The sequence below is a fragment of the Streptomyces sp. NPDC093795 genome (assembly GCF_044764665.1).
Classification (GTDB): Bacteria; Actinomycetota; Actinomycetes; order Streptomycetales; family Streptomycetaceae; genus Streptomyces.
In genome coordinates, this window is the sequence record NZ_JBIWIO010000005.1 from 300,742 (window position 1) to 323,218 (window position 22,477).

At 71.8% G+C, this 22,477-nt stretch carries 23 protein-coding genes; 6 read left to right on the forward strand and 17 right to left on the reverse strand.

Annotated features, from left to right (window positions below):
* Positions 1-8 precede the first annotated feature (8 nt).
* Positions 9-410: a hypothetical protein gene (locus ACIRB7_RS16410; RefSeq protein WP_403598341.1), complete on the forward strand. Its 402-nt coding sequence runs from the start codon at positions 9-11 to the stop codon at positions 408-410.
* 55 nt (positions 411-465) lie between these two features.
* Here the strand turns inward: ACIRB7_RS16410 and ACIRB7_RS16415 are convergent, their stop codons facing one another.
* The 6 genes from ACIRB7_RS16415 to ACIRB7_RS16440 all read right to left on the reverse strand — a co-directional run bounded on the left by ACIRB7_RS16415 (position 466) and on the right by ACIRB7_RS16440 (position 7,134).
* Positions 466-1,476 (reverse strand): TIGR03842 family LLM class F420-dependent oxidoreductase, encoded by a 1,011-nt coding sequence (locus tag ACIRB7_RS16415; RefSeq protein WP_403598343.1) that lies wholly within the window; start codon positions 1,474-1,476, stop codon positions 466-468.
* A 37-nt stretch (positions 1,477-1,513) separates the two neighbouring features.
* On the reverse strand, positions 1,514-2,920 hold the full coding sequence (gene hydA, locus ACIRB7_RS16420) for a dihydropyrimidinase (RefSeq protein WP_403598346.1): 1,407 nt from the start codon (positions 2,918-2,920) through the stop codon (positions 1,514-1,516).
* A 57-nt stretch (positions 2,921-2,977) separates the two neighbouring features.
* A complete protein-coding gene (locus ACIRB7_RS16425; protein WP_403598349.1) occupies positions 2,978-4,258 on the reverse strand; it encodes an aspartate aminotransferase family protein in 1,281 nt (426 codons plus the stop codon).
* A complete protein-coding gene (locus ACIRB7_RS16430; protein WP_403598352.1) occupies positions 4,255-5,097 on the reverse strand; it encodes a nitrilase-related carbon-nitrogen hydrolase in 843 nt (280 codons plus the stop codon). Before ACIRB7_RS16430 ends, ACIRB7_RS16425 begins: the two co-directional genes overlap by 4 nt.
* Positions 5,098-5,312: 215 nt before the next feature.
* The gene (locus ACIRB7_RS16435) at positions 5,313-6,635 is read right to left on the reverse strand and encodes a UL36 very large tegument protein (RefSeq protein WP_403598355.1); all 1,323 of its coding nucleotides are present in this window, start codon (positions 6,633-6,635) and stop codon (positions 5,313-5,315) included.
* A 115-nt stretch (positions 6,636-6,750) separates the two neighbouring features.
* On the reverse strand, positions 6,751-7,134 hold the full coding sequence (locus ACIRB7_RS16440; protein WP_403598357.1) for a PPOX class F420-dependent oxidoreductase: 384 nt from the start codon (positions 7,132-7,134) through the stop codon (positions 6,751-6,753).
* A gap of 248 nt (positions 7,135-7,382) precedes the next feature.
* Here ACIRB7_RS16440 and ACIRB7_RS16445 point away from each other — a divergent pair, with 248 nt between their 5' ends.
* On the forward strand, positions 7,383-8,015 hold the full coding sequence (locus ACIRB7_RS16445; RefSeq protein ID WP_403598851.1) for an NAD(P)-dependent oxidoreductase: 633 nt from the start codon (positions 7,383-7,385) through the stop codon (positions 8,013-8,015).
* Positions 8,016-8,028: 13 nt separating this feature from the next.
* Here ACIRB7_RS16445 and ACIRB7_RS16450 read toward each other — a convergent pair whose 3' ends face one another.
* Complete coding sequence (locus ACIRB7_RS16450) at positions 8,029-8,280, reverse strand: helix-turn-helix domain-containing protein (RefSeq protein ID WP_403598359.1); 252 nt, start codon at positions 8,278-8,280, stop codon at positions 8,029-8,031.
* Between the two features lie 32 nt (positions 8,281-8,312).
* Between ACIRB7_RS16450 and map the strand changes: the two genes are divergently transcribed.
* On the forward strand, positions 8,313-9,080 hold the full coding sequence (gene map / locus ACIRB7_RS16455; RefSeq protein WP_403598362.1) for a type I methionyl aminopeptidase: 768 nt from the start codon (positions 8,313-8,315) through the stop codon (positions 9,078-9,080).
* 141 nt (positions 9,081-9,221) lie between these two features.
* Here the strand turns inward: map and ggt are convergent, their stop codons facing one another.
* The gene (gene ggt, locus ACIRB7_RS16460) at positions 9,222-11,036 is read right to left on the reverse strand and encodes a gamma-glutamyltransferase (RefSeq protein WP_403598366.1); all 1,815 of its coding nucleotides are present in this window, start codon (positions 11,034-11,036) and stop codon (positions 9,222-9,224) included.
* A gap of 105 nt (positions 11,037-11,141) precedes the next feature.
* Here ggt and ACIRB7_RS16465 point away from each other — a divergent pair, with 105 nt between their 5' ends.
* Entirely contained in the window at positions 11,142-11,873 is a 732-nt protein-coding gene (locus tag ACIRB7_RS16465) for a hypothetical protein (protein ID WP_403598369.1), read from the forward strand.
* On the opposite strand, the gene ACIRB7_RS16470 is transcribed toward ACIRB7_RS16465, so the two are convergent.
* Entirely contained in the window at positions 11,824-13,080 is a 1,257-nt protein-coding gene (locus ACIRB7_RS16470) for a cytochrome P450 (protein WP_403598371.1), read from the reverse strand. The genes ACIRB7_RS16465 and ACIRB7_RS16470 overlap by 50 nt on opposite strands.
* Positions 13,081-13,363: 283 nt before the next feature.
* Here ACIRB7_RS16470 and ACIRB7_RS16475 point away from each other — a divergent pair, with 283 nt between their 5' ends.
* Positions 13,364-14,929 carry a CocE/NonD family hydrolase gene (locus tag ACIRB7_RS16475; protein ID WP_403598373.1) on the forward strand — a complete coding sequence of 522 codons (1,566 nt, stop codon included), beginning with the start codon at positions 13,364-13,366 and terminating at the stop codon, positions 14,927-14,929.
* Positions 14,930-14,967: 38 nt separating this feature from the next.
* On the opposite strand, the gene ACIRB7_RS16480 is transcribed toward ACIRB7_RS16475, so the two are convergent.
* From ACIRB7_RS16480 to ACIRB7_RS16515, 8 genes are all read right to left on the reverse strand, one after another.
* Positions 14,968-15,825: an amino acid ABC transporter permease gene (locus tag ACIRB7_RS16480; RefSeq protein ID WP_403598375.1), complete on the reverse strand. Its 858-nt coding sequence runs from the start codon at positions 15,823-15,825 to the stop codon at positions 14,968-14,970.
* A complete protein-coding gene (locus tag ACIRB7_RS16485) occupies positions 15,822-16,466 on the reverse strand; it encodes an amino acid ABC transporter permease (protein WP_403598378.1) in 645 nt (214 codons plus the stop codon). The genes ACIRB7_RS16480 and ACIRB7_RS16485 overlap by 4 nt, the downstream gene beginning before the upstream one ends.
* 31 nt (positions 16,467-16,497) lie before the next feature.
* Entirely contained in the window at positions 16,498-17,415 is a 918-nt protein-coding gene (locus tag ACIRB7_RS16490; RefSeq protein ID WP_403598380.1) for a glutamate ABC transporter substrate-binding protein, read from the reverse strand.
* 14 nt (positions 17,416-17,429) lie between these two features.
* The gene (locus tag ACIRB7_RS16495; protein WP_351211575.1) at positions 17,430-18,176 is read right to left on the reverse strand and encodes an amino acid ABC transporter ATP-binding protein; all 747 of its coding nucleotides are present in this window, start codon (positions 18,174-18,176) and stop codon (positions 17,430-17,432) included.
* A 136-nt stretch (positions 18,177-18,312) separates the two neighbouring features.
* On the reverse strand, positions 18,313-18,756 hold the full coding sequence (locus ACIRB7_RS16500) for a DUF6278 family protein (protein ID WP_403598383.1): 444 nt from the start codon (positions 18,754-18,756) through the stop codon (positions 18,313-18,315).
* Between the two features lie 93 nt (positions 18,757-18,849).
* A complete protein-coding gene (locus ACIRB7_RS16505; RefSeq protein WP_403598385.1) occupies positions 18,850-19,629 on the reverse strand; it encodes an exodeoxyribonuclease III in 780 nt (259 codons plus the stop codon).
* A gap of 46 nt (positions 19,630-19,675) precedes the next feature.
* Positions 19,676-20,308, reverse strand: a complete 633-nt coding sequence (locus ACIRB7_RS16510) for an MBL fold metallo-hydrolase (RefSeq protein WP_403598388.1) — start codon at positions 20,306-20,308, stop codon at positions 19,676-19,678.
* Positions 20,309-20,317: 9 nt separating this feature from the next.
* Positions 20,318-21,571: an alpha/beta fold hydrolase gene (locus ACIRB7_RS16515; RefSeq protein WP_403598390.1), complete on the reverse strand. Its 1,254-nt coding sequence runs from the start codon at positions 21,569-21,571 to the stop codon at positions 20,318-20,320.
* Positions 21,572-21,733: 162 nt separating this feature from the next.
* Between ACIRB7_RS16515 and ACIRB7_RS16520 the strand changes: the two genes are divergently transcribed.
* Positions 21,734-22,474, forward strand: a complete 741-nt coding sequence (locus ACIRB7_RS16520) for a restriction endonuclease (RefSeq protein WP_403598392.1) — start codon at positions 21,734-21,736, stop codon at positions 22,472-22,474.
* Positions 22,475-22,477: the final 3 nt, after the last annotated feature.

Here is a 22,477-nt window from a genome sequence, read left to right on the forward strand (position 1 = left end):
GAGATTTCGTGGAACTCGCCGAGGCCTATCCGGCGTTCTCGCTCTCCGACTTCCTGAGCGTGCACCTCCCCGATCCGGGACGGGAAGCGGAGTTCGCCGACGGAGTGAGGGAGTCCCTGCGCGCCCTCGCGAGTCTGTCCGACGACGACATGACCGAGGGATACGTTCCGTATCCGGCGGCCGGCGGATTGATCCCGTGGGGGGACTCGGCCGAAGGCGACACCTTCTACTGGCACACCGTCGCCGAGGATCCCGACGCCTGGACCGTCGTCGTCGAGACCACCAACGGCTACTGGGCCACGTATGACGGCACCCTCACGGACTACCTCACCGGCCTCGCGGCCGGCGCCGTAGAACCCGACGGGCTGCCCTCGGAGTTCCCGGGGGACAACCCGAGCGTCGAGCTGTAGCCCCACCCGATCCCTCAGGCCGGCCCGTCCCCAGGACGCGCCGGCCTGAGGCGTTTCACGGGTGCTCTCGGCGGAGTGCCGGGATGACCTCCGCCCCGTACGCGTCGATGGTGCCCTCGCGGTTGTCGTGCATGTTGTAGAGGGCGAACTGGTCGACGCCCAGGGACTTGAGGTGGCGGAGCTTGTCGATGTGGGCGCCGGCGGGGCCGAGGAGGCAGAAGCGGTCGACGATCTCGTCGGGGACGAAGGCGGTGTCGGGGTTGTCGGCGCGGCCGTGGTGGGAGTAGTCATAGCCTTGACGGTCCTTGATGTAGGCCGTCAGCTCCTCGGGGACCATCGACGAGTGCTCGCCGTACTTGGCGACCAGGTCGGCGACGTGGTTGCCGACCATGCCGCCGAACCAGCGGCACTGGTCCCGGGCGTGCGCCACGTCGTCGCTCACGTAGGCGGGCGCGGCGACGCAGACGGTGATCGCCGACGGGTCGCGTCCCGCGTCGACGGCGGCCTGGCGGACCGCCTTCACCATCCACTCCGTCAGGAACGGGTCGGCGAGCTGGAGGATGAAGCCGTCCGCCTTCTGGCCCGCCAGGGCGAGGGCCTTGGGCCCGTACGCCGCCATCCACACCGGCAGCTTCCCGTCCTTGATCCACGGGATGCGGATCGGGTTGCCGTCCACCAGCGCTTCCCGCCCCTCCGCGAGGTCGCGGATGACGTCGATGGCCTCGCCCAGGCGGGCCAGCGTGTTCGGCCTGCGGCCCGCGACGCGCATCGCGGAGTCGCCGCGGCCGATGCCGCAGACCGTGCGGTTGCCGAACATGTCGTTCAGGGTGGCGAACGTGGAGGCGGTGACCTCCCAGGTGCGGGTGCCGGGGTTCGTCACCATCGGGCCGACGTGGAGCTTCGTGGTGTGTTCCAGGATCTGGCTGTAGATGACGAAGGGTTCCTGCCACAGCACGGCGGAGTCGAAGGTCCAGCCGTAGCGGAAGCCGTTGCGCTCCGCCCGGCGCATCAGTCCGACGACCTGCGAGGCGGGCGGGTCGGTCTGCAGGACGAGTCCGAAGTCCACGCGGGACCTCCTGGTTCGTTCGGTACGGTCAGGTGGTTCAGTCCAGGTACTGGCAGGTGGAGCGCGGCACGAACGTGCCGTGGCCGGCGTGACCCACGTACTCCCGCCGGTCGATGACGAGTTCGCCGCGCGAGAGCACCGTCTCGACCCGGCCGGTGACCGTCCTCCCCTCGTACGCGGAGTAGTCCACGTTCATGTGGTGGGTGGACGCCGACAGGGTCTGGGAGGCGTGCGGGTCGTAGAGGACGATGTCGGCGTCGGCGCCGGGGGCGATCGTCCCCTTCTGCGGGTAGAGACCGAACATCCTGGCCGGGGTCGCGCAGGCGATCTCGATCCAGCGGCGCCGCGAGATACGCCCGTCGACGACCGCCTGGTGGAGGAGGTCCATACGGTTCTCCACGCCCGGGAGGCCGTTGGGGATCTTGGAGAAGTCGCCGCGGCCGAGGTCCTTCTGGCCCGTGAAGCAGAAGGGGCAGTGGTCGGTCGAGACCACCTGGAGGTCGTTGGTGCGCAGCCCGCGCCAGAGCGCCGCCTGGTGCTCCCTGGGCCGCAGCGGGGTGCTGCACACGTACTTCGCGCCCTCGAAGCCCGGCTCCGCGAGGTTGTCGGTGGAGAGGAAGAGGTACTGGGGGCAGGTCTCGCCGAAGACGGGGAGTCCCTTGTCGCGGGCGGTGGTGATCTCGGCGACGGCCTCCTCCGCCGAGACGTGCACGACGTACAGCGGTGCGCCGGCCACCCGGGCCAGCTGGATGGCCCGGTGGGTCGCCTCCGCCTCCAGGAGGGCCTTGCGGACCTCCCCGTGGTAGCGGGGGTCGGTCTCGCCGCGGGCCAGGGCCTGTTCGACGAGGACGTCGATCGCGATGCCGTTCTCGGCGTGCATCATGATCAGCCCGCCGTTGTCGGCGGAGCGCTGCATGGCCCGCAGGATACGGCCGTCGTCGCTGTAGAAGACGCCCGGGTAGGCCATGAAGAGTTTGAAGGAGGTGATGCCCTCCTGGACGAGCCAGTCCATCTCCTTGAGCGTGTGCTCGTTGACGTCGGAGAGGATCATGTGGAAGGCGTAGTCGATCGAGCAGTTGCCGTCGGCCTTGGCGTACCAGGCGTCGAGTCCTTCGCGCAGACCCTGGCCGACGGTCTGGACGGCGAAGTCGACGATGGTGGTGGTGCCGCCCCAGGCGGCGGCGCGGGTGCCGGTCTCGAAGGTGTCGGAGGCGAAGGTGCCGCCGAAGGGCAGTTCCATGTGGGTGTGGGCGTCGACGCCGCCGGGCAGCACGTAGCGGTCGGTGGCGTCGAGGGTACGGGCGGCGGTCCAGCCGGCCGCCACGTCCGAGCCGTGGGCCGCGAGGGCGACCACACGGCCGTCCTCGATCAGCACGTCGGCGTGGACTTCGTCGGCGGCGGTGACGACGAGGCCGCCCCGGATGAGGGTACGGGTGCTGCTCACGGGACTCTCCCTGCTTGAGGAGCGGGAACCACAGGGCCCCTGCTCGAGGAGCCGGAACTACAGGGCCCTGAAGGCCTGTTCGAGGATCTCCGCGCCTTCTTCGGCCTCGGTCACGGTGAGCGAGAGCGGCGGGGCGATGCGCAGCGTGCTGGTGTTGTGGCCGCCGCCCTTGCCGATCAGCAGGCCGCTCTCACGGGCGGACTCCAGGACGGCGGCGGCCGCGTCGGGATCGGCCCGGTCGGTGCCCGGTTCGGTGAGTTCGATGCCGATCATGAGTCCCCGGCCGCGGACCTCCCGTACTGCCGGGACTCCGGCGCAGGCGGCCCTGACGCGTTCGATGAGGAGGCCACCGACGCGGCGCGCGTTGCCCTGGAGGTCGTGCTCCAGGAGGTACGAGAGGTTGGCGAGGCCTGCGGCCATGGTGACGGGTGAACCGCCGAAGGTGGAGATGGAGTTGGCGTCGAGGCAGTTCATGATCTCGGCGCGGGCGACGACCCCGCCGACGGACATGCCGTTGCCGATGCCCTTGGCGAAGGTGAGGATGTCGGGTGGTCCGGCCTGGCCGTGGGCCTGCCAGCCCCAGAAGTGGTCACCGGTCCGGCCCCAGCCGGTCTGCACCTCGTCGGAGATCCACAGGATGCCGTGCCGGTCGAGGACGCGGCGGAAGGCGGCGTACAGACCGTCGGGTGGCGAGGTGAAGCCGCCGACGCCCTGGACGGGTTCGGCGATGAGGGCGGCGACGTCGCGGGTGTGGCCGAGGAGGTCTTCGAGGTCGGCGACGCAGGCCTCGGTGAACCGCTCGTCGGTGTACTGGGCGAACGGGCCGCGGGTACGGACGCCGCCGTGCACGTACAGGGTCTGGAGCGGGGAGAGGCCGGTCGGCGACCAGGCACGGTTGCCGGTGATGCCCACGGTGGAGAAGGAGCGGCCGTGGTAGCTGTTCCGCATGGCCAGGATCTGGTTCGAGCCGCGGTACGCGGTGGCGAGGAGGAGCGCCGTGTCGTTGGCCTCGGTGCCGGAGGTGGTGAAGAAGACGCGGGCGTCGGGGATGCCGGAGAGGGCGGCGATCCGCTCGGCGAGCTCCACCATCGGACGGTTGAGGTAGAGCGTGGAGGAGTGGATGATCCGTCCGGCCTGCTCGGCGACGGCCTTGGTGACCTCGGGCAGGGCGTGGGCGGTCATGGTGGTGAGGATGCCGCCGAAGAAGTCGAGGTATCTGCGCCCCTCGGCGTCCCAGACGTGCCGGCCCTCGCCGTGGGTGATCTCGAGGGGGTCCTTGTAGTAGAGGGCGAGCCAGTCGGGGGCGACGGCGCGGTGGCGGTCGTGGAGGCTGCTCACGGCTGCACCAGCCCGTCGTACGCGTCGGGGCGGCGGTCCCGGTAGAACGCCCACTGCTGGCGCACCTGCTCGATGAGGCCGAAGTCCAGGTCCCTGACGACGAGTTCCTCGGCCTTGTCGGAGGCGACGTCACCGACGAAGCGGCCGCGCGGGTCGACGAAGTAGCTGGTGCCGTAGAAGTCGTTGTCGCCGTACTCCTCGACGCCGACGCGGTTGATGGCGGCGACGAAGTACTCGTTGGCGACGGCGGCCGCGGGCTGTTCCAGCTGCCAGAGGTGGGAGGAGAGGCCGCGGTGGGTGGCGGAGGGGTTGTAGACCAGCTGGGCTCCGTTGAGGCCGAGTTGGCGCCAGCCCTCCGGGAAGTGGCGGTCGTAGCAGATGTAGACGCCGACCCTGCCGACGGCGGTGTCGAAGACCGGCCAGCCGACGTTGCCCGGGCGGAAGTAGTACTTCTCCCAGAAGCCCTTGACCTGGGGGATGTGGTGCTTGCGGTACTTGCCGAGGTAGGTGCCGTCGGCGTCGATCACGGCGGCGGTGTTGTAGTAGAAGCCCTCGCCCTCGATCTCGAAGACCGGCACCACGATCACCATGCCGGTCTCCCGGGCGAGGTCCCGCATCCGGCTCACGGTCGGGCCGTCGGGGACGGGCTCGGCCCAGCGGTAGTGCTCGGGCTCCTGGACCTGGCAGAAGTAGGGGGCGTTGAACACCTCCTGGAAACCGATCACCTTGGCGCCCTGGCGGGCCGCCTCCCGGGCGTGCTCCTCGTGTTTGGCGATCATGGATTCGGTGTCGCCGGTCCAGGTCGCCTGGACGAGCGCGGCGCGTACGACGTCGGTCATGAGCTGCTCCTTCGGCACGGCGTCAGAGAGCCTCTACGCACGTAGACGCGGTGCGTAGGAGGAGAACGTAAGCCCCGTCACACCTCGGAGCAAGACCGCCGCCGGGAAGCGGCCGGGTCGATCATGTTTCATACCCGAGTGGTCCACGTCGGACACATACCGACACGTACGGGCAAGGACTGACACGTGCGGTGACTCGTCCCCCATCCCCCGGGTCAGCCGCCGGCGAGGCCCGCCACGCGCAGGGCGTGGAGCAGGTCGCGCTCGCGGGCCGCCGACACCGCGCGGGCGGCGTCGAGCAGCAGTGGGACGAGCCCGCGCGGGTCCTCGCTCGCGAGCCGGGCCGCGTCCTCGGGTGCGCGGACCCGGACGAAGGCGGTGAGCAGCGCGTGGGCCTCACGGTGGTGCCCCTCGGCCCGCAGGGCGTCGCACGCGCCCGCGAGCTCCTCGACCGGCCGTGCCACGCCTTGGCGCAGGAGCTGTTCGCAGTCGGCCGCCCGGCCCGCGTCGGCGAGCGCTCCGGCCACGGCGGCGAGATGGCCCGGCGGCAACGAGGCGGCCTCCCAGAGCAGGATCGACCAGTCGGCACCGAGCCCCGCCCGGTGGAGCTCGCCGGCGAGGGCGGGCAGCCGGTCGGGCGGTCCGTTGAGCGCCTCGCAGAGCAGGGCGTGGGCATCGCCGCTACGGCCCTGGGCGCGGAGCCGCTGAAGGGCGTAGACCGCGTTGGCCGCGGCGCGGGCGGCCTCGGCGGCCGCGTCCGGGTCCGGAACCGCGCCGGGCTCCCGGTCGGGCGCCGCGGCGACCCCGAACCGGGCCCCCCGGGGCGCCGCTCCCCCGGCCGACGGCACGGACGCGGGTACGGGCGCGACCACCGGCCCCTGCCCCTCGTCCCCACCCTCCAGCCACGCGTACCGCGCACCCCGCGGCCGCCGCTTGGCTTTCGGGGGGACGGGGTCGGGTGCGGGTGCGGGCGGCGGAGCCCAAGCCGGCGCGGGCGCCGGGGCACGAGCGGGCTCCGGCCCCGCCGTCGTCCCGTCGTGCTGTTCCAGGCGTCGCAGGCGGCTCGTCAGGTCCGTGAGGCGGGAGGTCGCTCTCGCGTGGTCGTCTCTCGTCCAGGCGAGGTCGTGTTCCAGGCGGACGGTCTCCTCCGGCGGCGGGGCCGGGGTCGCTCGGAGCCGGTCGCCCAGCTCTCGGGCGCGGGCTTCGGCGTACCGGCGTTCGCGTTCCATGAGTTCCCGGCGCTCGATGAGCGCCTCCGCTCCGCCGTGGCGGCGGTCATGGGCGCCGGTGGCCGCGGCGTACAGCGTCCTGCCCCGGAGGGCGAGCGGCCCTTCGGCCGGTTCCCCGGCGTCCTGGAGCAGGGACTCGACGACGTCCCAGGGCAGGATCTCCGTCCCGTCGAAGCAGGCGCGCAGCCCGTCGGGGTCGCGTTCGGCGAAGACCCCGTACCAGCCTCCGCCCGGCGGGATGCGGCCCGCGAGCTCGGCCAGCCAGCGCGCGAACACCGCCTGCTCCGTCGGGAGTTGATACACCGTCATGCGTCACGCACCTGCCCCGCGGTCGACTGGAACCTTCCGGTCCGCGGGTATTGGACCGCAGTCGTGTTACGGGACGACTACGGACCGTTTTCCTTTGGGTGCCGCGCCGCACAATTCACCCGAAGCGCACGACGATCCCGGCGTGCGGACGCTTCCCGAGCCGGGCGAGCATCGCCGGCACGTCGGTCAGCCAGAACTGCCAGGTGTACTTGCGCGAGAGCAGGCGCCGGATCCGGCGCAGCTCCTCCCCGTCCACCAGCCGGCCCTCGCCGGCGACGTGCTCGGCGCCCTCGGGGATGTTCCCCCGCATGTCGCAGACGGCGACCGTGACCCGCGGGTCGTTCCGCAGGCGCTTGACCTTCCAGGAGTCGGAGCGGGTCCATACGTACAGTTCGGCGCCGTCCACCGCGTACCAGACGGGTGTCGCGACCCCCGTGCCGTTCTTCCGGTAGGTGGTCAGGCTCACGTAACGGCCGCGCCGCAGCTCTTCGGGCATCATGCGCGGGAGCCTATGCCGGGGTCGGGTGGGAGGCGTGGGTCAGGGTCTCCCTCACCGACCGTGCCCGTACGCGGTCCTGGCCTCGGTGATCTCGGGGACGTGGGCGCGGGCCCACGCGCACGCGTTGTCGAGCGGGTCGATCAGCGAGCGGCCGAGCGCGGTCAGCGCGTACTCGCCGGGTCGCGGAAGAGGTCGGCGGGCAGTGGCTGGTTCATGCCCCCGAAGCCGCCGGCGTCAGCAGGAACATCATCGTCTTCGGTGCGGGTGGCCGGGTCGGCCGCGCGGCCGTGGCCGAGGCGGTGGCCCGTGGCCACCGGGTGACGGCGGTGGTGCGCGATCCGTCGAAGTACCCGGATCTGGCCGGTGGTTCGGTCACGCCGGTACGGGGTGACGCCACCGACCCGGCCTCGGTGGCCACCCTCGCGGCCGGCCATGAAGCCGCCGTGAACGCCTCGGTCCGCATGGACGTCCCCTCGGAGGAGTACTTCACCACGGCGGCGAAGGCCATGGTCGCCGGTCTCACGGAGGCGGGCGTGTCACGGCTGTTGACCCTCGGGATCGCCACGACGCTGGAGACGGCGCCGGGGGTACGGATCATGGACGGGGCCGAATTCCCGGCGGCGTGGCGCGCGTTCGCGCAGGGGCACGTGGCCGAGTTCGACCTGCTGACCGCCGAGGCGGGGCCGGGGCTCGACTGGCTGATGGTCGTGCCGCCGCTCGACCTGAACGCGGAGGCGGAGGCGACCGGCGGCTACCGGACGGCCGTGGGCACGGTGCTCGACGGCCCCGGCAGGATCGCGCACCGGGATCTCGCCCTGGCACTCCTCGACGAGATCGAGCGCCCGCGCCACAGCCGCGTACAGCTCGCGGTCTCCGCGTAGGCGGCCGGCGCCCTCAGACGGGCACGAGCGCGCACCGGACGATCAGCTCGTCCATGGAGAGGCCGAGGACCCCGGCGAGGGCCGCGACGGTGAAGAACGCCGGGGTCGGGGCCCGGCCGGTCTCGATCTTGCGGAGGGTCTCGGCGGACAGGCCGGCGGCGAGGGCGATCTCGGCCATGGACCGCTCGCCGCGCGCCTCGCGCAGGAACAGGCCGAGGCGTTCGCCGCGCTCGCGCTCTTCTGGGGTCAGGGGTGTGCGCACCATGCCACCATTCTAATACCGGTATAGTAATTGGCATGGTGGAGATCAAGACGAACGAGAACCTGGCGTCCATGCGTGAGTCGGGGCGGGTGGTGGCCCGCGCCCTCGCGGCCGTACGGGAGAAGGCGGCGCCCGGCGTCCCGCTGTCCGAGCTCGACCGGGCCGCGCGGGAGGTCCTGGACGCGGCGGGAGCGGGCTCGCCCTTCCTCGGCTACCGCCCGGAGTGGGCGCCGGTCCCGTTCCCCGCGGTCGTGTGCGTCTCCGTCAACGACGCCATCGTCCACGGCATCCCGGACGGGACCCGGCTGGCCCCCGGCGATCTGGTCTCCGCGGACTGCGGGGCCCTGCTCGGCGGCTGGGCGGGCGACTCGGCCGTCAGCTTCACGGTCGGCCCGGCCCGGCCGGAGGACACCCGGCTGATCGCCGCGGCGGAGGAGGCCCTCGCCGCGGGCATCGCGGCGGCCGTCGTCGGCAACCGGATCGGCGACATCGCGCACGCGATCGGCCGGGTCTGCCGCGCCGCCGGATACGGCGTCCCGGACGGCTTCGGAGGTCACGGGATCGGGCGTGCGATGCACGAGGACCCGGGCGTCCCCAACGAGGGACGACAGGGCCGGGGCATGAAACTGCGCCACGGGATGGTGCTCGCGATCGAACCGATGCTCATCGGGGGCGGTACGGACGACCACTACACGGCGAGCGACGGCTGGACGATCCGCACGGCCGACGGTTCGCGCGCGGCCCACGCGGAGCACACGGTGGCGATCACCGACGCCGGCCCACGCGTGCTCACGGCGCTGTAGCAGGCAGCGGGGGCGGCCCGCGTGTCCTTACGGCGCTGTAGTCAGCAGGGGCGGCCCGCGCGTCCTTACGGCGCTGTGAGCAGCGCGGGCGGCCCGCCGCCCGGGCGCTACCTCCCCGCGGGCCGCCGCCCGCCGCCCGGCCTACCCTCCCGCCGGACGGACCACCATCGCCGAGCCGCCGCCCCTGCGGACCTTCTCCGCGGCGGCCACCCAGCGGCCGTCCGGCAGGCGCTGCACGCCGGTCGTCGCGCCGATCTCCGGGTTCTGCCGGAAGCCGTGGCCGATCGCCTCCAGCTCCGCCTTGAGCGGGCTGTTCCACAGGCCGGGTTCGAGTTCGGTGGTCGTCTGGTTGCGCTGGCTGGCGCGCGGCGCGGCGATCGCCTCGACGAGCGGCAGGTCCCGGTCGACGACCCCGGTGAGGGTCTGCAGGACCGTCGTGATGATGGTCGCGCCGCCGGGGGACCCGAGGGCGAGGACGGGCCGGTCGTGTCCGTCGAGCACGATCGTCGGGGACATCGAGGAGCGGGGCCGCTTCCCGGGCCCGGGCAGGTTCGGGTCGTGCACGGCCGGGTTGGCCGGCGCGAAGGAGAAGTCGGTCAGCTCGTTGTTGAGCAGGAAGCCCCGGCCGGGCACGGTGATGCCGCTGCCGCCGGTCGACTCGATGGTGAGCGTGTAGGCGACGACGTTGCCCCACTTGTCGGCGACCGTGAGGTGCGTGGTGTTCTCCCCCTCGTACGTGGTCGGGGCGGCCGTGCCGCCGCTCTTGCACGGCGCCGGGTCGCGGGGGTCGCCGGGCGCGAGGGGGCTGGTCAGGACGGCGTCGTCGCGGATCAGGCAGGCGCGCGAGTCGGCGTACCGCTGGGAGAGGAGCCCGCGCGTCGGCACCCGTTCGAAGGCCGGGTCGCCGACCCAGCGGCCCCGGTCGGCGAAGGCGATGCGGCTGGCCTCGATGAAGCGGTGCAGGTAGCGGGACGGGGAGGCGGCCGCGAGGTCGGTGCCCTCCAGGATGTTCAGCGCCTCGCCGACGCTCGTACCCCCGGAGGAGGAGGGGGCCATGCCGTAGACGTCGAGCCCCCGGTACGAGACCTTCGTGGGCCGGCGGAACTCCGTCTCGTACGCGCCGAGGTCACGTGTCGTCAGATCGCCCGCGCGGACCTTCCGGGTGGCGCCTTCGCGGACCGGGGGCGTACGGACCGTGTTCAGGATGTCCCGGGCGAGCGGGCCCCGGTAGAGGGCGCCGACGCCCTGGCGGCCGAGCGTCTCGTACGTACGGGCCAGGTCGGGGTTCTTGAAGACGGAGCCGACCACCGGCAACTCTCCGCCGGGCAGGAAGAGTTCGGAGCTGGCGGGGAAGTCGCGGAACCGCGCCTCGTTGGCGGCGGTCTGCGCGCGGAAGGTGGGGTCGACGGTGAAGCCGTCCCGGGCGAGGCGCCCGGCGGGTTCGAGCAGGGTGCCGAGCCGTTTGGTGCCCCAGGCGTCGAGGGCGGTCTTCCAGGTCGCCGGGGTGCCGGGGGTGCCGACGCCGAGGCCGCTGGTCATGCCCTCGTCGAAGGGGATCGGCTTGCCGTTCTCCACGAACAGCTCCGCGTCGGCGGAGCGGGGCGCGGTCTCACGGCCGTCCACGGTGTGCACCGTACGGCTCTTCGCGTCGTAGTAGACGAAGTAGCCGCCGCCTCCGATGCCCGCCGAGTACGGCTCGGTGACGCCGAGGGCGGCCGCGACGGCGACGGCGGCGTCCACGGCGTTGCCGCCCGCGCGGAGCACCTCGACCCCGGCGGCCGACGCGTCGGCGTCGACACTGGCGACGGCTCCGCCGTAGCCGACGGCGACGGGCTCCTTGACGGGTGCGGGTGGCGGCGGGGTGGTCGGTGGCGCCGCGGGTGGGGCGGCGCCGATCGAGAGCACCGTCGCCGCAAGGGCGAGAACGGAGACCTTCCCAGCGGCGGAGCGACGCATTCCCTACCTCCAGTCGATGACCGTCCGGGCAGCCTAACTTCCCCCGCCCCGTTCCGTCAGGACCGCCTCGAACAAGGTGCCGGTTCGCCGCTAGCATGCGCGCCCATGAACGAAGACGTGCGCAACATCGTGCTCGGGGTGCTCGCGACGGGGGTCAGCGCGTCCGTCGGCTGGCTGGCCCGCACGTACCTCTGGCGGCGCAGACTCCGCCGGAAGCAGGCGTTCTTCGGCCTTCCGGGGGGCGCGGAGTGTCTGCTCGTGGTGAACCGGGAGGCGGGCGGGGACAACGTGGTGCACCGCTTCGACGTGTTCGCGATGCTCGAACTCTCGGCGCTGATCAAGGACTGCGGGGCGCAGGCCCGGATCCTCGGGCACGACGTGGCCCACCAGGGCTTCGGGGACCGGACCGAGTTCTGCGTCGGCGGGCCGTACTCGAATCGCCGGACGGACGCTCATCTGTCCACTCTGCTCCCCGGTGTGACCGTGAACGTGGACGTGGAGCCGTCCGAGGTCAGGGGGTCGATCTCGGTCGGCACCGAGCGCTACCTCATGGAGAAGGGCGCCTCCGAGTACGTGATCCTCGCCCGGCTGACGGCCGGGGAGGGCGGTCGGCCGGTCTTCCTCTTCTGCGGGCAACGGGCCATCACCAACCAGGCGGCGACCCGCTACCTGGCGCGTCACCACGAGTCGCTGGCGCGCGCCCACCGCTCAGGTTCCTTCGTCCTGCTCCTGAAAGTGGTCAACTCGCAGGCGTACGGCCCCGATGTGGTGGAGCTGGTGGCCGATGTCACGCGCGCGGCGCTGACGGCTCCCGCAGCCGCACCGGCAGCGTCTTGACGCCGTTGATGAAGTTGGAGACGAGCCGGCGGGGCGGGCCGGTGAGTTCCAGGCCGCCGCACGCCCTCCGCACCTCCTCGTGGAGGACGCGGAGCTGGAGCCGGGCGAAGTGGGCGCCGAGGCAGACGTGCGGGCCGTCGCCGAAGGAGACGTGAGGGTTCGGGGTCCGGCCGAGGTCGAGGCGATGGGGGTCGGGGAAGGCGCGCTCGTCGTGGTTGGCGGAGGCGTGGAAGACGACGACCTTGTCGCCGCGCCGGATCGCCTGGCCCGCGAGCTCGGTGTCACGGGTCGCCGTGCGCCGGAAGGAGAGCACGGGCGGGTGCACGCGCAGGAGTTCGTCCACCGCCGTGTCCGGGGAGACTTCGCCGTTCCACAGCCTCCGCTGCTCGTCGGGGTGCTCGGCGAGGGCGAGGAGTCCGCCGGGGGCGGCGCTGCGGACCGTGTCGTTGCCCGCGACGGTCAGCAGGAAGAAGAACATCTCCATTTCCGCGTCGGCGAGTTCGGAGGTGGCGAGTGAGGTCATGACGTCGTCGGCGGGATGCGCGCGCTTGTACGCGGCGAGGTCCTGGGCGTAGGCGAACATCTCGGCGAGCATGGCGGGCGAGCGCGGGTTGACCGGCCGCCCCTCGTCGTCGAGGACCGGGGGCTCGTCGGGGTCCTGATAGGCGATGACCCGCTCGGTCCAGGCGTGGAGCAGTCCGCGGTCGCTCGCGGGCACGCCGAGCAGGTCGGTCAGGTTGAGCAGGGCGTAGTCGTCGGTGACCGTACGGACGAGGTCCGTACGGCCGCCGTCCGCGCGGGCGGCGCTCAGCAGGCTCCGGGCCCGCTCGCGGGCGGTGAAGCCGAAGCGTTCGATCCGCCCCGGTGTGAACGCCCTGCTGACGAGCCGCCGCAGCCTGCCGTGCTCGGGCGGGTCCTGGTTGAGCATCATGCGGCGGATGAACGGCAGGTCGGCGGGGTCGGGGTCGCGGATCTGGGTGGCGCCGAGGCACGAGGAGTACGTCCCCGGGTCCCTGAGCACCCGGACGACGTCGGCGTGCCGCGTGACGGCCCAGAATCCGGGCCCGGCGGGCCAGCCCAGGATCTCCGGCTCCTCCTGACGGGCGACGGGCGTCAGATCGCGCAGGGCGCGGAAGCGGTCGTGCGGGATACCGGCGGCGTAGATCCGCGGATCGAAGACGCCGGGTGTGCTGTTCGGGTCCGCCACCGCGCCGCCCCCGGGAGTGATTCAGAGGTGAAGACGTCGCCATCATGACAGGTCGGGGCCCGCCGCCACAGGTCCGCACGCACCGGCGGCGCCCTCCGCGGCATCCGCGGCCGCGGTATCCGCGCCCTCCGCGACATCGGATCAATCGTTACTCACGCGTAACATACCGACCGGTTACCACGGGTAAAGCGTTCCGGTTACCGTCGGGTACTTTCACTGCCCCCCATCACCGCCCCCGGCAGTGCCCGCACTGACCCCGCAGTGCCCCAGTGAGGAGTGACCCGTGCGCACATCCCTGACCCTCGCCGTCTCGGCCGCTCTCGTGGCCGGGACGGCCCTCGGGCTCGCGCCTGCCGTCCAGGCCGGAGAGACCGGAGCGAGCGCCGACACCGGCATCCGTTTCGTCGACATCGTCGGGGAGGGCGGCACCGTCCTCAAGGCGAACGTCGTCACCCCCGCCGGTTCCGGCGGCGCCGCCCGCCACCCCCTGATCGTGCTCCCCACCAGCTGGGCCATGCCCCAGATCGAGTACATCGCCCAGGCCAAGAAGCTCGCCGACTCCGGTTACGTCGTGGTGAGTTACAACTCGCGCGGCTTCTGGCAGTCCGGCGGGGAGATCGAGACCGCGGGCCCCAAGGACGTCGCCGACGCCTCCAAGGTGGTCGACTGGGCGCTCGCGAACACGCCCGCCGACCCCGAGCACGTGGGCATGGCGGGTGTCTCGTACGGCGCCGGGATCAGCCTCCTCGCCGCCGCCCACGACCCGCGGATCAAGGCCGTCGCCGCGCTCAGCGGCTGGGCCGACCTCATCGAGTCCATCTACAGCGGCCGCACCCAGCACCTCCAGGCCGCCGCCCTGCTCGGCGGCGCCGGGTACCTCACGGGCCGCCCCGGACCGGAGCTCAAGGAGGTGCTGGGCGACTTCCTCTCGTCGAACCTCGACAAGGAGGACGAGATGATCGCCTGGGGCCGCACCCGGTCCCCCGCCACCTACCTGGACCGGATCAACGCCAACGGCGCCGCGGTCATGCTCGGCAACGCCTGGGGCGACACCATCTTCCCGCCCAACCAGTACGCGAGCTTCTTCGAGAAGCTCACCGGCCCCAAGCGGCTGGAGTTCCGCCCCGGAGACCACGCCACCGCCGAGGCCACCGGCCTGTTCGGGCTCCCCAACGACACCTGGACCAGCGCCCACCGCTGGTTCGACCGCCACCTCAAGGGCGTCGACAACGGCATCGACCGCGAGCAGCCCGTCCAGCTCAAGTCCCGCTCGGCCGGCGGCTACGAGGGCTACCCCGACTGGAAGTCCGTCCACGCGAACCAGCGGAAGTTCGACCTCGGCGGTACGCAGCGGGTCTGGGCGAACATCGACTCCGGCGCCAACGGCGGCATCACCCTCCTCTCCAACGCCCTGGACCAGTTCCTCCGCGTCCCGCCCGTCGTCTCCGTCCCCCTGCTCCCCCGCGCCTTCGCCGGTGTCTGGCAGTCCGAGCGGTACGACACCCCGCAGCGGGTGCGCGGCACGGTGAAGGTGCACACCACGGTCGCGTCCAGCGAGGAGAGCGGCACCCTCGTCGCGTACCTCTACGACGTCGGTCCGCTCGGCGTCGGCAAGCTGGTCAGCAACGCCCCGTACACCTTCCACGACCGGACCCCGGGGAAGCCGTTCGCCGTCGACCTGGAGCTGTTCTCCACGGCGTACGACGTGCCGGCCGGGCACCGGCTCGCGCTGGTCGTCGACACCGTCGACCCGCTCTACATCGAGCACAACCCGACCGGCGCGCAGCTGACCTTCTCCTCCCCCTCGGCCGACCCGTCGTACGTGTCGGTACCGCTGCGGAAGGAGTGATCACCGGCTGCTGCCGGGCGGGTGCGGCTCCTCGCTCGCTACTGCGGTCCCGGCAGCAGCGTCTGTGGTTCGGCCGGAGCGACGTCCACGGCCCTGGTCTTCGGGTTGCGGCGCTCCCTGCGGGCCACCCAGGTGGCGAACCAGGAGAGCAGCATGCACATCCCGATGTAGATCGGTGAGATGACGAGGACGACGGGGATGAACGGCAGGTCGTAGTCCAGGTTCGAGGCGATCAGCTTGCCCGCGTGCAGGAACTCCTCGTAGGTGATGAGGAATCCGAGTGAGGTGTCCTTGAGCGCCACCACCAGCTGGCTGATGATCGCCGGGAGCATCGCGCGGACGGCCTGCGGCACCAGGACGTAGGTCATGACCTGGGTCTTGCGCATGCCGAGCGCGTAAGCGGCCTCGCCCTGGCCGCGCGCCACGGCGTGGATGCCGGTGCGGAAGACCTCCGCGAGCACGGAGCCGTTGTAGAGGGTCAGTCCGGCGACGAGCGCGGGCAGTGCCTGCACCTTGAGCGCCACGAAGATGAAGAAGATCATCACGAGGACGGGCATCGCGCGGAAGAACTCGACGAGCAGCGTCGAGATCCAGCGCAGCACCCGGTGTTCGGAGAGCCGACCGGTGGCGAGGACCGCGCCGAGGGCGAGCGAGAGCACCGAGGCGTACGCGAAGGCCTTGAGGGTGTTGCCGAGCCCTTCGAGCAGCAGCTCCTGGATGCCCTCGTACGCGAAGGGCGACCACTTGGTGGAGGTGAACTGGTCGTTGTCGAACAGGAGATAGAGGATCCAGCCGGCCAGGGCGAGGATCAGCACGGTGGACGCGAGGCCGTAGAGGAGGTGACGCCGCCGGGCCTGCGGTCCCGGGATGTCGTAGAGGGCGGTGGACTCGGTCATCGGGCGACTCCCCAGCGCTTCTCCAGGACGTGGAACAGGGCGCTGATGGTGAGGGTGATGATCAGGTATCCGGCGGCGATCCAGACGAAGGTCCAGATGATGTTGTAGCCGAGTTCGCTCAACGTCTTGTAGGTGCCGAGGAGTTCGGTGACGCTGAACGCTCCGGCGATGGCCGAGTTCTTGGCGAGGGCGATCAGGGTGGAGCCGATCGGCGGGATGACCGTGCGGAAGGCCTGCGGCAGGACGACCGTGCCGAGGGTCTGGGTGAAGGTCATGCCGAGGCTGCGGGCGGCCTCGCCCTGCCCGCGCGGCACGGTGTTGATGCCCGAGCGGAGCGCCTCGCAGATGAAGGCCGAGGTGTAGCAGCCGAGCGCGAGGACCGCGAACAGCTGGAAGGGCAGGACGAGTCCGAAGCGGGGCAGGCCCAGCATGACCGCGAAGAAGAGCAGGGTCAGCGGGGTGTTGCGCAGGACGGCGACCCAGACCGTGCCGAAGACCCGGAAGGAGCCGACGGGCGCGACCCGGAAGGAGGCCATGACGAAGCCCAGGACGAGGGCGAGCACCGAGGCGTAGACGGTGAGTTCGACGGTGCCGAGGAATCCCTTGCCGTAGAGCGAGAAGTTGTCGGTCAGGACGTCCATGACGTTGACTCCATGTCGGGGGGTCCTCCGGTCAGCTCGCCGGGTAGCGGTCGATGGCGGGCGGTCTCGGGGCGGGCACTCCGGAGAGGCCGAGCGTGGCGTCGTACGCCTTCTTCCAGTCGCCGTTCTTCTCGTGGGCGGCGATGGCGTCGTCGAGGGCGAAGCGCAGGGCGTTGTCGCCGCGCGGGACGCCGATGCCGTACGGCTCCTTCGAGAACGGCTTGCCGACGACCTTGAGTTCGTCGGGGACCTTGGCGGCGTAGCCCATGAGGATCGTGTCGTCGGTGGTGACGGCGTCGACCTGGTAGGTCAGCAGGTTGTCCACGCAGGCGGAGTAGGTGTCGTAGGCGACGAGTTCGGCCTTCGGGTAGTCCTTCTCGATCCGCTGGTACGGGGTGGAGCCGGCGGCCGAGCAGACCCGTTTCCCCGCGAGGTCCTGGGGGCCCTTGATGTCGTTCTCGTCGGTGCGGACCAGGAGGGACTGGCCGGCCTGGTAGTAGGGCCCGGCGAAGCCGACGAGCTTCTTGCGGTTGTCGTTGATGGTGTACGTGCCGACGTAGTAGTCGATCTGGCCGTTCTGCAGGGCGGTCTCGCGGTTGGCGGAGGCGATCGTACGGAAGTCGATGCCCGCCGGGTCGAAGTTGAGGGAGGCGGCCATCATCTTGGCGATCTCGATGTCGAAACCCGAGTAGCGGCCGGTGGCCGGGTCCTTCTCGCCCATGTAGGGCTGGTCCTCCTTGGCACCGACGACGAGCCGGCCGCGCTTCTTCGCCCGGTTCCAGGTGCTGGAGTCGGGCAGGGTGAAGCCCGACCGGACCTGGTAGACGGGGAGTTCGTCGGGCTGCGGGCCCTTGACGGGCGGGCTGCCCTCCTTGCCGCAGCCGGCGAGCGCCGCCGCCGTGGCGAGGAGCAGGACGAGGACGGCCGGGGCCCGGTGCGTGCGCTGCATGGTTCCCACCCCGCTCAGTGCTTGAGGATCTTGGAGAGGAAGTCCCTGGCGCGCTCGCTGCGCGGGGCGGTGAAGAAGTCCTCCGGCGCGCGGTCCTCGACGATCTTCCCGTCGGCCATGAAGACGACCCGGTTGGCGGCGGAGCGGGCGAAGCCCATCTCGTGGGTGACGACCACCATCGTCATGCCCTCGTGGGCGAGTTGCTGCATGACCTCGAGGACCTCGTTGATCATCTCGGGGTCGAGGGCCGAGGTCGGCTCGTCGAAGAGGAGCGCCTTGGGGTCCATGGCGAGGGCGCGGGCGATGGCCACGCGCTGCTGCTGGCCGCCGGAGAGCTGGGCCGGGTACTTGTCGGCGTGTGCGGCGAGTCCGACCCGGTCGAGGAGTTCACGCGAACGCCGGTCGGCCTCGTCCTTCTTGCGCTTGCGGACCTTGATCTGCGCGAGGGAGACGTTCGCGAGGACGGTCTTGTGCGCGAAGAGGTTGAACGACTGGAAGACCATGCCGACCTCGGCGCGCAGCCGGGCGAGTGCCTTGCCCTCGTCGGGGAGGGGCTGTCCGTCGATGACGATCTCGCCGGACTCGACGCGCTCCAGGCGGTTCATCGCCCGGCAGAGGGTGGACTTGCCGGAGCCCGACGGGCCGATGACGACGACCACCTCCCCCCGGCCGACGGTGAGATCGATGGACTGGAGGACGTGCAACGTGCCGTAGTGCTTGTTGACGCCACGCAGTTCGATCAGCGGATCGACGACGGCCATACGCTGCCCTGCCCCATTTCTCAGCGGTGTCGAGTCAGCGCAAACTATCCACCAGAAAAGGGACTTCACGCCCGACACGCATGAAACAGGAAAAGCCGTATTTACTGCAGAAGGGTGGCGCGGGCCTCCCTCGGAGTCAGTACTCGGCGGCCTCGGCGTACACCTGGGAGAGCTCCGGCGAGCCCGTCACCGCCCAGTCGAGACCGGCCTCGACGACCTGGATCTCCCGGCCGGAGGCGAGCCTTACGACGGGGCCGCCGTTCGGCCACACCTGCCAGCGGGCTCCCGGCACGTTCCGGACGATCACGGTGCCGAGGTAGAGCCCGGCGTCGTTCCCGATCCAGGGCAGCTCCTCCGGATCGTCACGCCAGCGCGGCGGCAGCTGGTCGAGCTCCTCGAGGGAGCGCGGGGTGTCGTCGAGCGCCACCCCCGCCTCCGCGACCCGGGCACGCAGCAGCTCGCATTCGGCGAGCAGCTCGCCCGCTCCCCCGGGGTCGCGGTCGAAGGCCGCGACCAGCGGGGAACCGGTCGGCTCGGGTTCATGCCGCTTGCGCCAGTGGTCGAGAAACGGGATGTTCATCAGAACAGCGTCGCACCGACGTCCCCCGGTCGCCCACCCGGCGCGCGGAGATCATCATCGCCGCGGCGGTGGCTCGGACACGCCCTGAACGCCCTACACGTCGAGGTCGACGACGACCGGCGCGTGGTCCGACGCGCCCTTGCCCTTGCGCTCCTCGCGGTCCACATAGCTGTCCGTGACCGCCTCGGCGAAGGGCTTGTTGCCGTAGACCAGGTCGATGCGCATGCCCTTGTTCTTGGGGAAGCAGAGCTGGCGGTAGTCCCAGTACGTGAAGGGGTGGTCGTACTTGAGGGGGCGCGGGACCACGTCGGTCAGGCCTGCCTCGCGCAGACCGGCGAGCGCGGCCCGCTCCGGCTCCGTCACGTGCGTGGCGCCCTCGAAGACGGCGATGTCCCAGACGTCGTCGTCGGTCGGGGCGATGTTGTAGTCGCCGAGGACGGCGAAGGGGCGCTCCGCCGCCGCGTCGTCCGCTACGGCCGCCTTCAGCGCCTCCAGCCAGCGCAGCTTGTACGCGTAGTGCTCGTGGGCCACCTCCCGGCCGTTCGGCACGTACACCGACCAGACGCGGACCGGGCCGCAGGTCGCGGAGATCGCCCGGGGCTCCTCAAGCGTGTCGTAGTTGGGGCCGCCGGGCAGGCCCATGACGACGTCAGCGAGGCCGACACGGGAGACCAGGGCCACGCCGTTCCACCGGCCCGTGGCGTTGACCACGGACTCGTAGCCGAGGGCGCGCAGCTCCTCGGTGGGGAACTGCTCGGCCGTGCACTTGGTCTCCTGGACGCACAGCACGTCCGTGCCGCTGCTCTCCAGCCAGGCCAGGAGCCGGGGCAGCCGGGCGGTGATCGAATTGACGTTCCAGGTGGCGATGCGCATGTCCGCAAGCCTACGTGCGGGGTCCGACAATCGGCGCCCGGCCGGCTCAGAGCTCGGTGGACGCGCCGGGGGCCAGACGGTCGTGGTCGGTGCCGCCGAGGGCGCCGATCTGGCGGTCGTAGATGGGCCGGGCGAGATCCGTGAGCAGGGCGTCGTGGATGTCGTAGGCGCGGCGCGGCTTGACCTCGCGGACGTAGTCGATGACCTCGGAGATCTTGTTCCACGGGGCCATGACGGGGAGCAGCAGCGTGTCCACGGGGTGGTCGGGCACGGTGAGCGCGTCGCCGGGGTGGAAGACGGCGCCGTCGACGAGGTAGCCGACGTTGGTGACGCGCGGGATGTCCGGGTGGATCACCGCGTGCAGCTCGCCGTGGACCTGGATGTCGAAGCCGGCCGCTGTGAACGTGTCGCCGTGCCCGACGGTGTGCACCCGCCCGGGGAAGGCCGCCGAGAGCTGTTCGGCGACGCTGCGGAGCGTCCAGATCTCGGCGGCCGGATTGGCGTCCAGGGCGGCGCGGAGGCGGCCCTCGTCGAAGTGGTCGGGGTGCTCGTGCGTGACGAGGAGGGCGTCGGCCCCGAGGGCCGCGTCCTCCTCGGTGAACCCGCCGGGGTCGAGGACGAGCGTCCGCCCGTCCTTCTCGAGACGCACGCAGGCGTGGGACTTCTTCGTCAGCTTCACGGGGCCAGGTTACGCCGGGGGCGTGGTCTCCTCCTCGACGACGCGGGCCACCACCCGGAGCGCGGTGTCGGCGGCGGGGAGGCCGCAGTACACGCCCGCGTGGAGCACGATCTCCCGCAGCTCCTCGGCCGACAGGCCGTTGCGGAGGGCGGCGCGGGTGTGGTCGGCGAGGGCCTCCCGGTGGCCCCCGGCGATGAGGGCCGTGAGGGTGACGACGCTGCGGGTGCGCCGGTCGAGGCCCTCGCGGCTCCAGACCTCGCCCCATGCGTAGCGGGTGACCAGGTCCTGGAAGGCCCCGTCGGGGTCGTCGGCGAGGGCCTGGTCCACATGGGCGTCGCCGAGGACCTCGCGGCGCAGCCCGAGGCCCTTCTCGTACGGGTCGGGGCGACCGGCCTCCGCGGCCTCGGCGGCGGCCGGGGCGGGCTCGGCCACGGGCGCGGGGGTCGCGGGCAGGGGCGGCACGGTCAGGACGCCGCTGGTGTCGGGGGCGGTGCCGGCGAAGTGGTCGATGAGCAGGTCGGTGACGGCGGCCGGCTGCTCGACGGGGGCGAGGTGCGAGGCGCCGGGGACGACGGCGAGACGGGCGTCGGCGATGCCGGCGACCAGGGTCCTGGCCTCGGCGGGTCCTGTGACCTGGTCCTCGGAGCCGACGAGGACGAGGGCCGGGACGCCGATCCGGTCGAGGGCGTCGCGGACGTCGAAGAGGGCGAGGGCCTCGCAGGCGGCGGTGTAGCAGGCGGGGTCGGTCGTCCGGACCATCTGGACGGCCCAGTCCACGATCGCGGGCTGAGCCCCGGCGAACACGGAGGTGAACCACTGCTCGGGGGCGGCGCGGGCCATCGGCTCCAGGCCGTTGGCGCGGACGATGACTCCGCGCTGGCGGAACTCGTCGGCGCTGCCGAACCGCGGCGAGGTGGCGACGAGGGCGAGGGAGGCGACCCGGTGGGGCGCGCGCAGGGCCAGGTCGAGGCCGACGGCGCCGCCGAGGGAGCAGCCGGCGTACCCGAAGCGCTGGACGCCGATCGTGTCGAGGGTGGCGAGGAGCCGGTCGCCGAGGTCGGCGACGGAGGTGAAGGGCTGGGCGGGCGCGCCGCCGTGCCCGGGCAGGTCGAAACGGACGACCCGCCAGTCCCGGGTGAGCTCGGGTATCTGCCGGTCCCACATGTGGAATGTGGTGCCCAGCGAGGGCCCGAGAACCAGGACCGGTGCGTCCTCTCGCCCGTCGGCGCGGAATTGCAGAGTGTTCGGTGGTGTCTCGCTCACCCGCCAGACCCTCTCATCTCTCCCGGGTGCCCCTCCAGCCGGGGGGCCCGTCGTGCCTGCCACCTCCAGGCCGCCACGTTTCGAAAGCGCGTTCACGGACAGGCGGTGGCGTCAGGGACGCCGCGGTGGGCGGGAGCCGTCGACGAGTGGGGGAGGTTCCGGATGAAGGCGACCGGGGAGGGCAGAGGTGCGGCCGGGCGCCGCCCCGCGGCCATCGGGCGCGATCTGGTGCTGGCGGTGGGACTCATCGGGATATGCGGCGGTGGCCTGGCCCTCTTCGTCAGGACGGCCGATGTGGCGGGTGGCACGGTCGTCGCCCTGGTGGCGCTCGCCGCGCTCGGAGTGCTCGCCGTCGGCCTCGCGGTGGCCCGGGGAGGCAGGACGCCCGTCCGGAACCACGCGGGCACGCGTCCCGCCGACATGCCGGACGGCCCGGCCCCCGTCCCGGACGTGCCCGGCGTCGGGGCGGAGGCTCTGGATCACGCGGCGGTCGACGCCGACGGCTTCGAGCACACGGTCGCCGCGCTCTGCGCGCGGGACGGCTGCGGCGCTGTGGAAGTGGTCGGTGGAGCGGGCGACCTGGGCGCCGATGTGGTCGCGGTGACCGTGGACGGCCGGCGTGTCGTACTCCAGTGCAAGCACTACGCGGAGGACAACCGCGTCGGCTCCCAGGATCTGCAGCGGTTCGGCGGCACCTGCTTCACCATCCACGAGGCCGATGTGGCCGTCGTCGTGACCACCAGCTCCTTCACCGCTCCCGCTGTCGAGTACGCCGCCACGTGCGGGATCATCTGCGTGGACGGTGAAGCCCTTGCCGCGTGGACGGACCAGGTCGCGCCGCCTCCCTGGGACGCGCTCGCCGAGGATCCGACGGCTCCCGCCTCTCTGACCGGCCCGGCGTGAGCC

Excerpts from the sequence above, each read along its gene's own strand:
- ggt (WP_403598366.1), bottom strand. The coding sequence starts at position 11,036 with ATGCGTCGCTCCGCCGCTGGGAAGGTCTCCGTTCTCGCCCTTGCGGCG.
- map (WP_403598362.1), top strand. The coding sequence starts at position 8,313 with ATGGTGGAGATCAAGACGAACGAGAACCTGGCGTCCATGCGTGAGTCG.
- ACIRB7_RS16520 (WP_403598392.1), top strand. The coding sequence starts at position 21,734 with ATGAAGGCGACCGGGGAGGGCAGAGGTGCGGCCGGGCGCCGCCCCGCG.
- ACIRB7_RS16430 (WP_403598352.1), bottom strand. The coding sequence starts at position 5,097 with ATGACCGACGTCGTACGCGCCGCGCTCGTCCAGGCGACCTGGACCGGC.
- ACIRB7_RS16490 (WP_403598380.1), bottom strand. The coding sequence starts at position 17,415 with ATGCAGCGCACGCACCGGGCCCCGGCCGTCCTCGTCCTGCTCCTCGCC.
- ACIRB7_RS16450 (WP_403598359.1), bottom strand. The coding sequence starts at position 8,280 with ATGGTGCGCACACCCCTGACCCCAGAAGAGCGCGAGCGCGGCGAACGC.
- ACIRB7_RS16485 (WP_403598378.1), bottom strand. The coding sequence starts at position 16,466 with ATGGACGTCCTGACCGACAACTTCTCGCTCTACGGCAAGGGATTCCTC.
- ACIRB7_RS16440 (WP_403598357.1), bottom strand. The coding sequence starts at position 7,134 with ATGATGCCCGAAGAGCTGCGGCGCGGCCGTTACGTGAGCCTGACCACC.
- ACIRB7_RS16495 (WP_351211575.1), bottom strand. The coding sequence starts at position 18,176 with ATGGCCGTCGTCGATCCGCTGATCGAACTGCGTGGCGTCAACAAGCAC.
- ACIRB7_RS16465 (WP_403598369.1), top strand. The coding sequence starts at position 11,142 with ATGAACGAAGACGTGCGCAACATCGTGCTCGGGGTGCTCGCGACGGGG.
- ACIRB7_RS16500 (WP_403598383.1), bottom strand. The coding sequence starts at position 18,756 with ATGAACATCCCGTTTCTCGACCACTGGCGCAAGCGGCATGAACCCGAG.
- ACIRB7_RS16505 (WP_403598385.1), bottom strand. The coding sequence starts at position 19,629 with ATGCGCATCGCCACCTGGAACGTCAATTCGATCACCGCCCGGCTGCCC.
- ACIRB7_RS16435 (WP_403598355.1), bottom strand. The coding sequence starts at position 6,635 with ATGACGGTGTATCAACTCCCGACGGAGCAGGCGGTGTTCGCGCGCTGG.
- ACIRB7_RS16480 (WP_403598375.1), bottom strand. The coding sequence starts at position 15,825 with ATGACCGAGTCCACCGCCCTCTACGACATCCCGGGACCGCAGGCCCGG.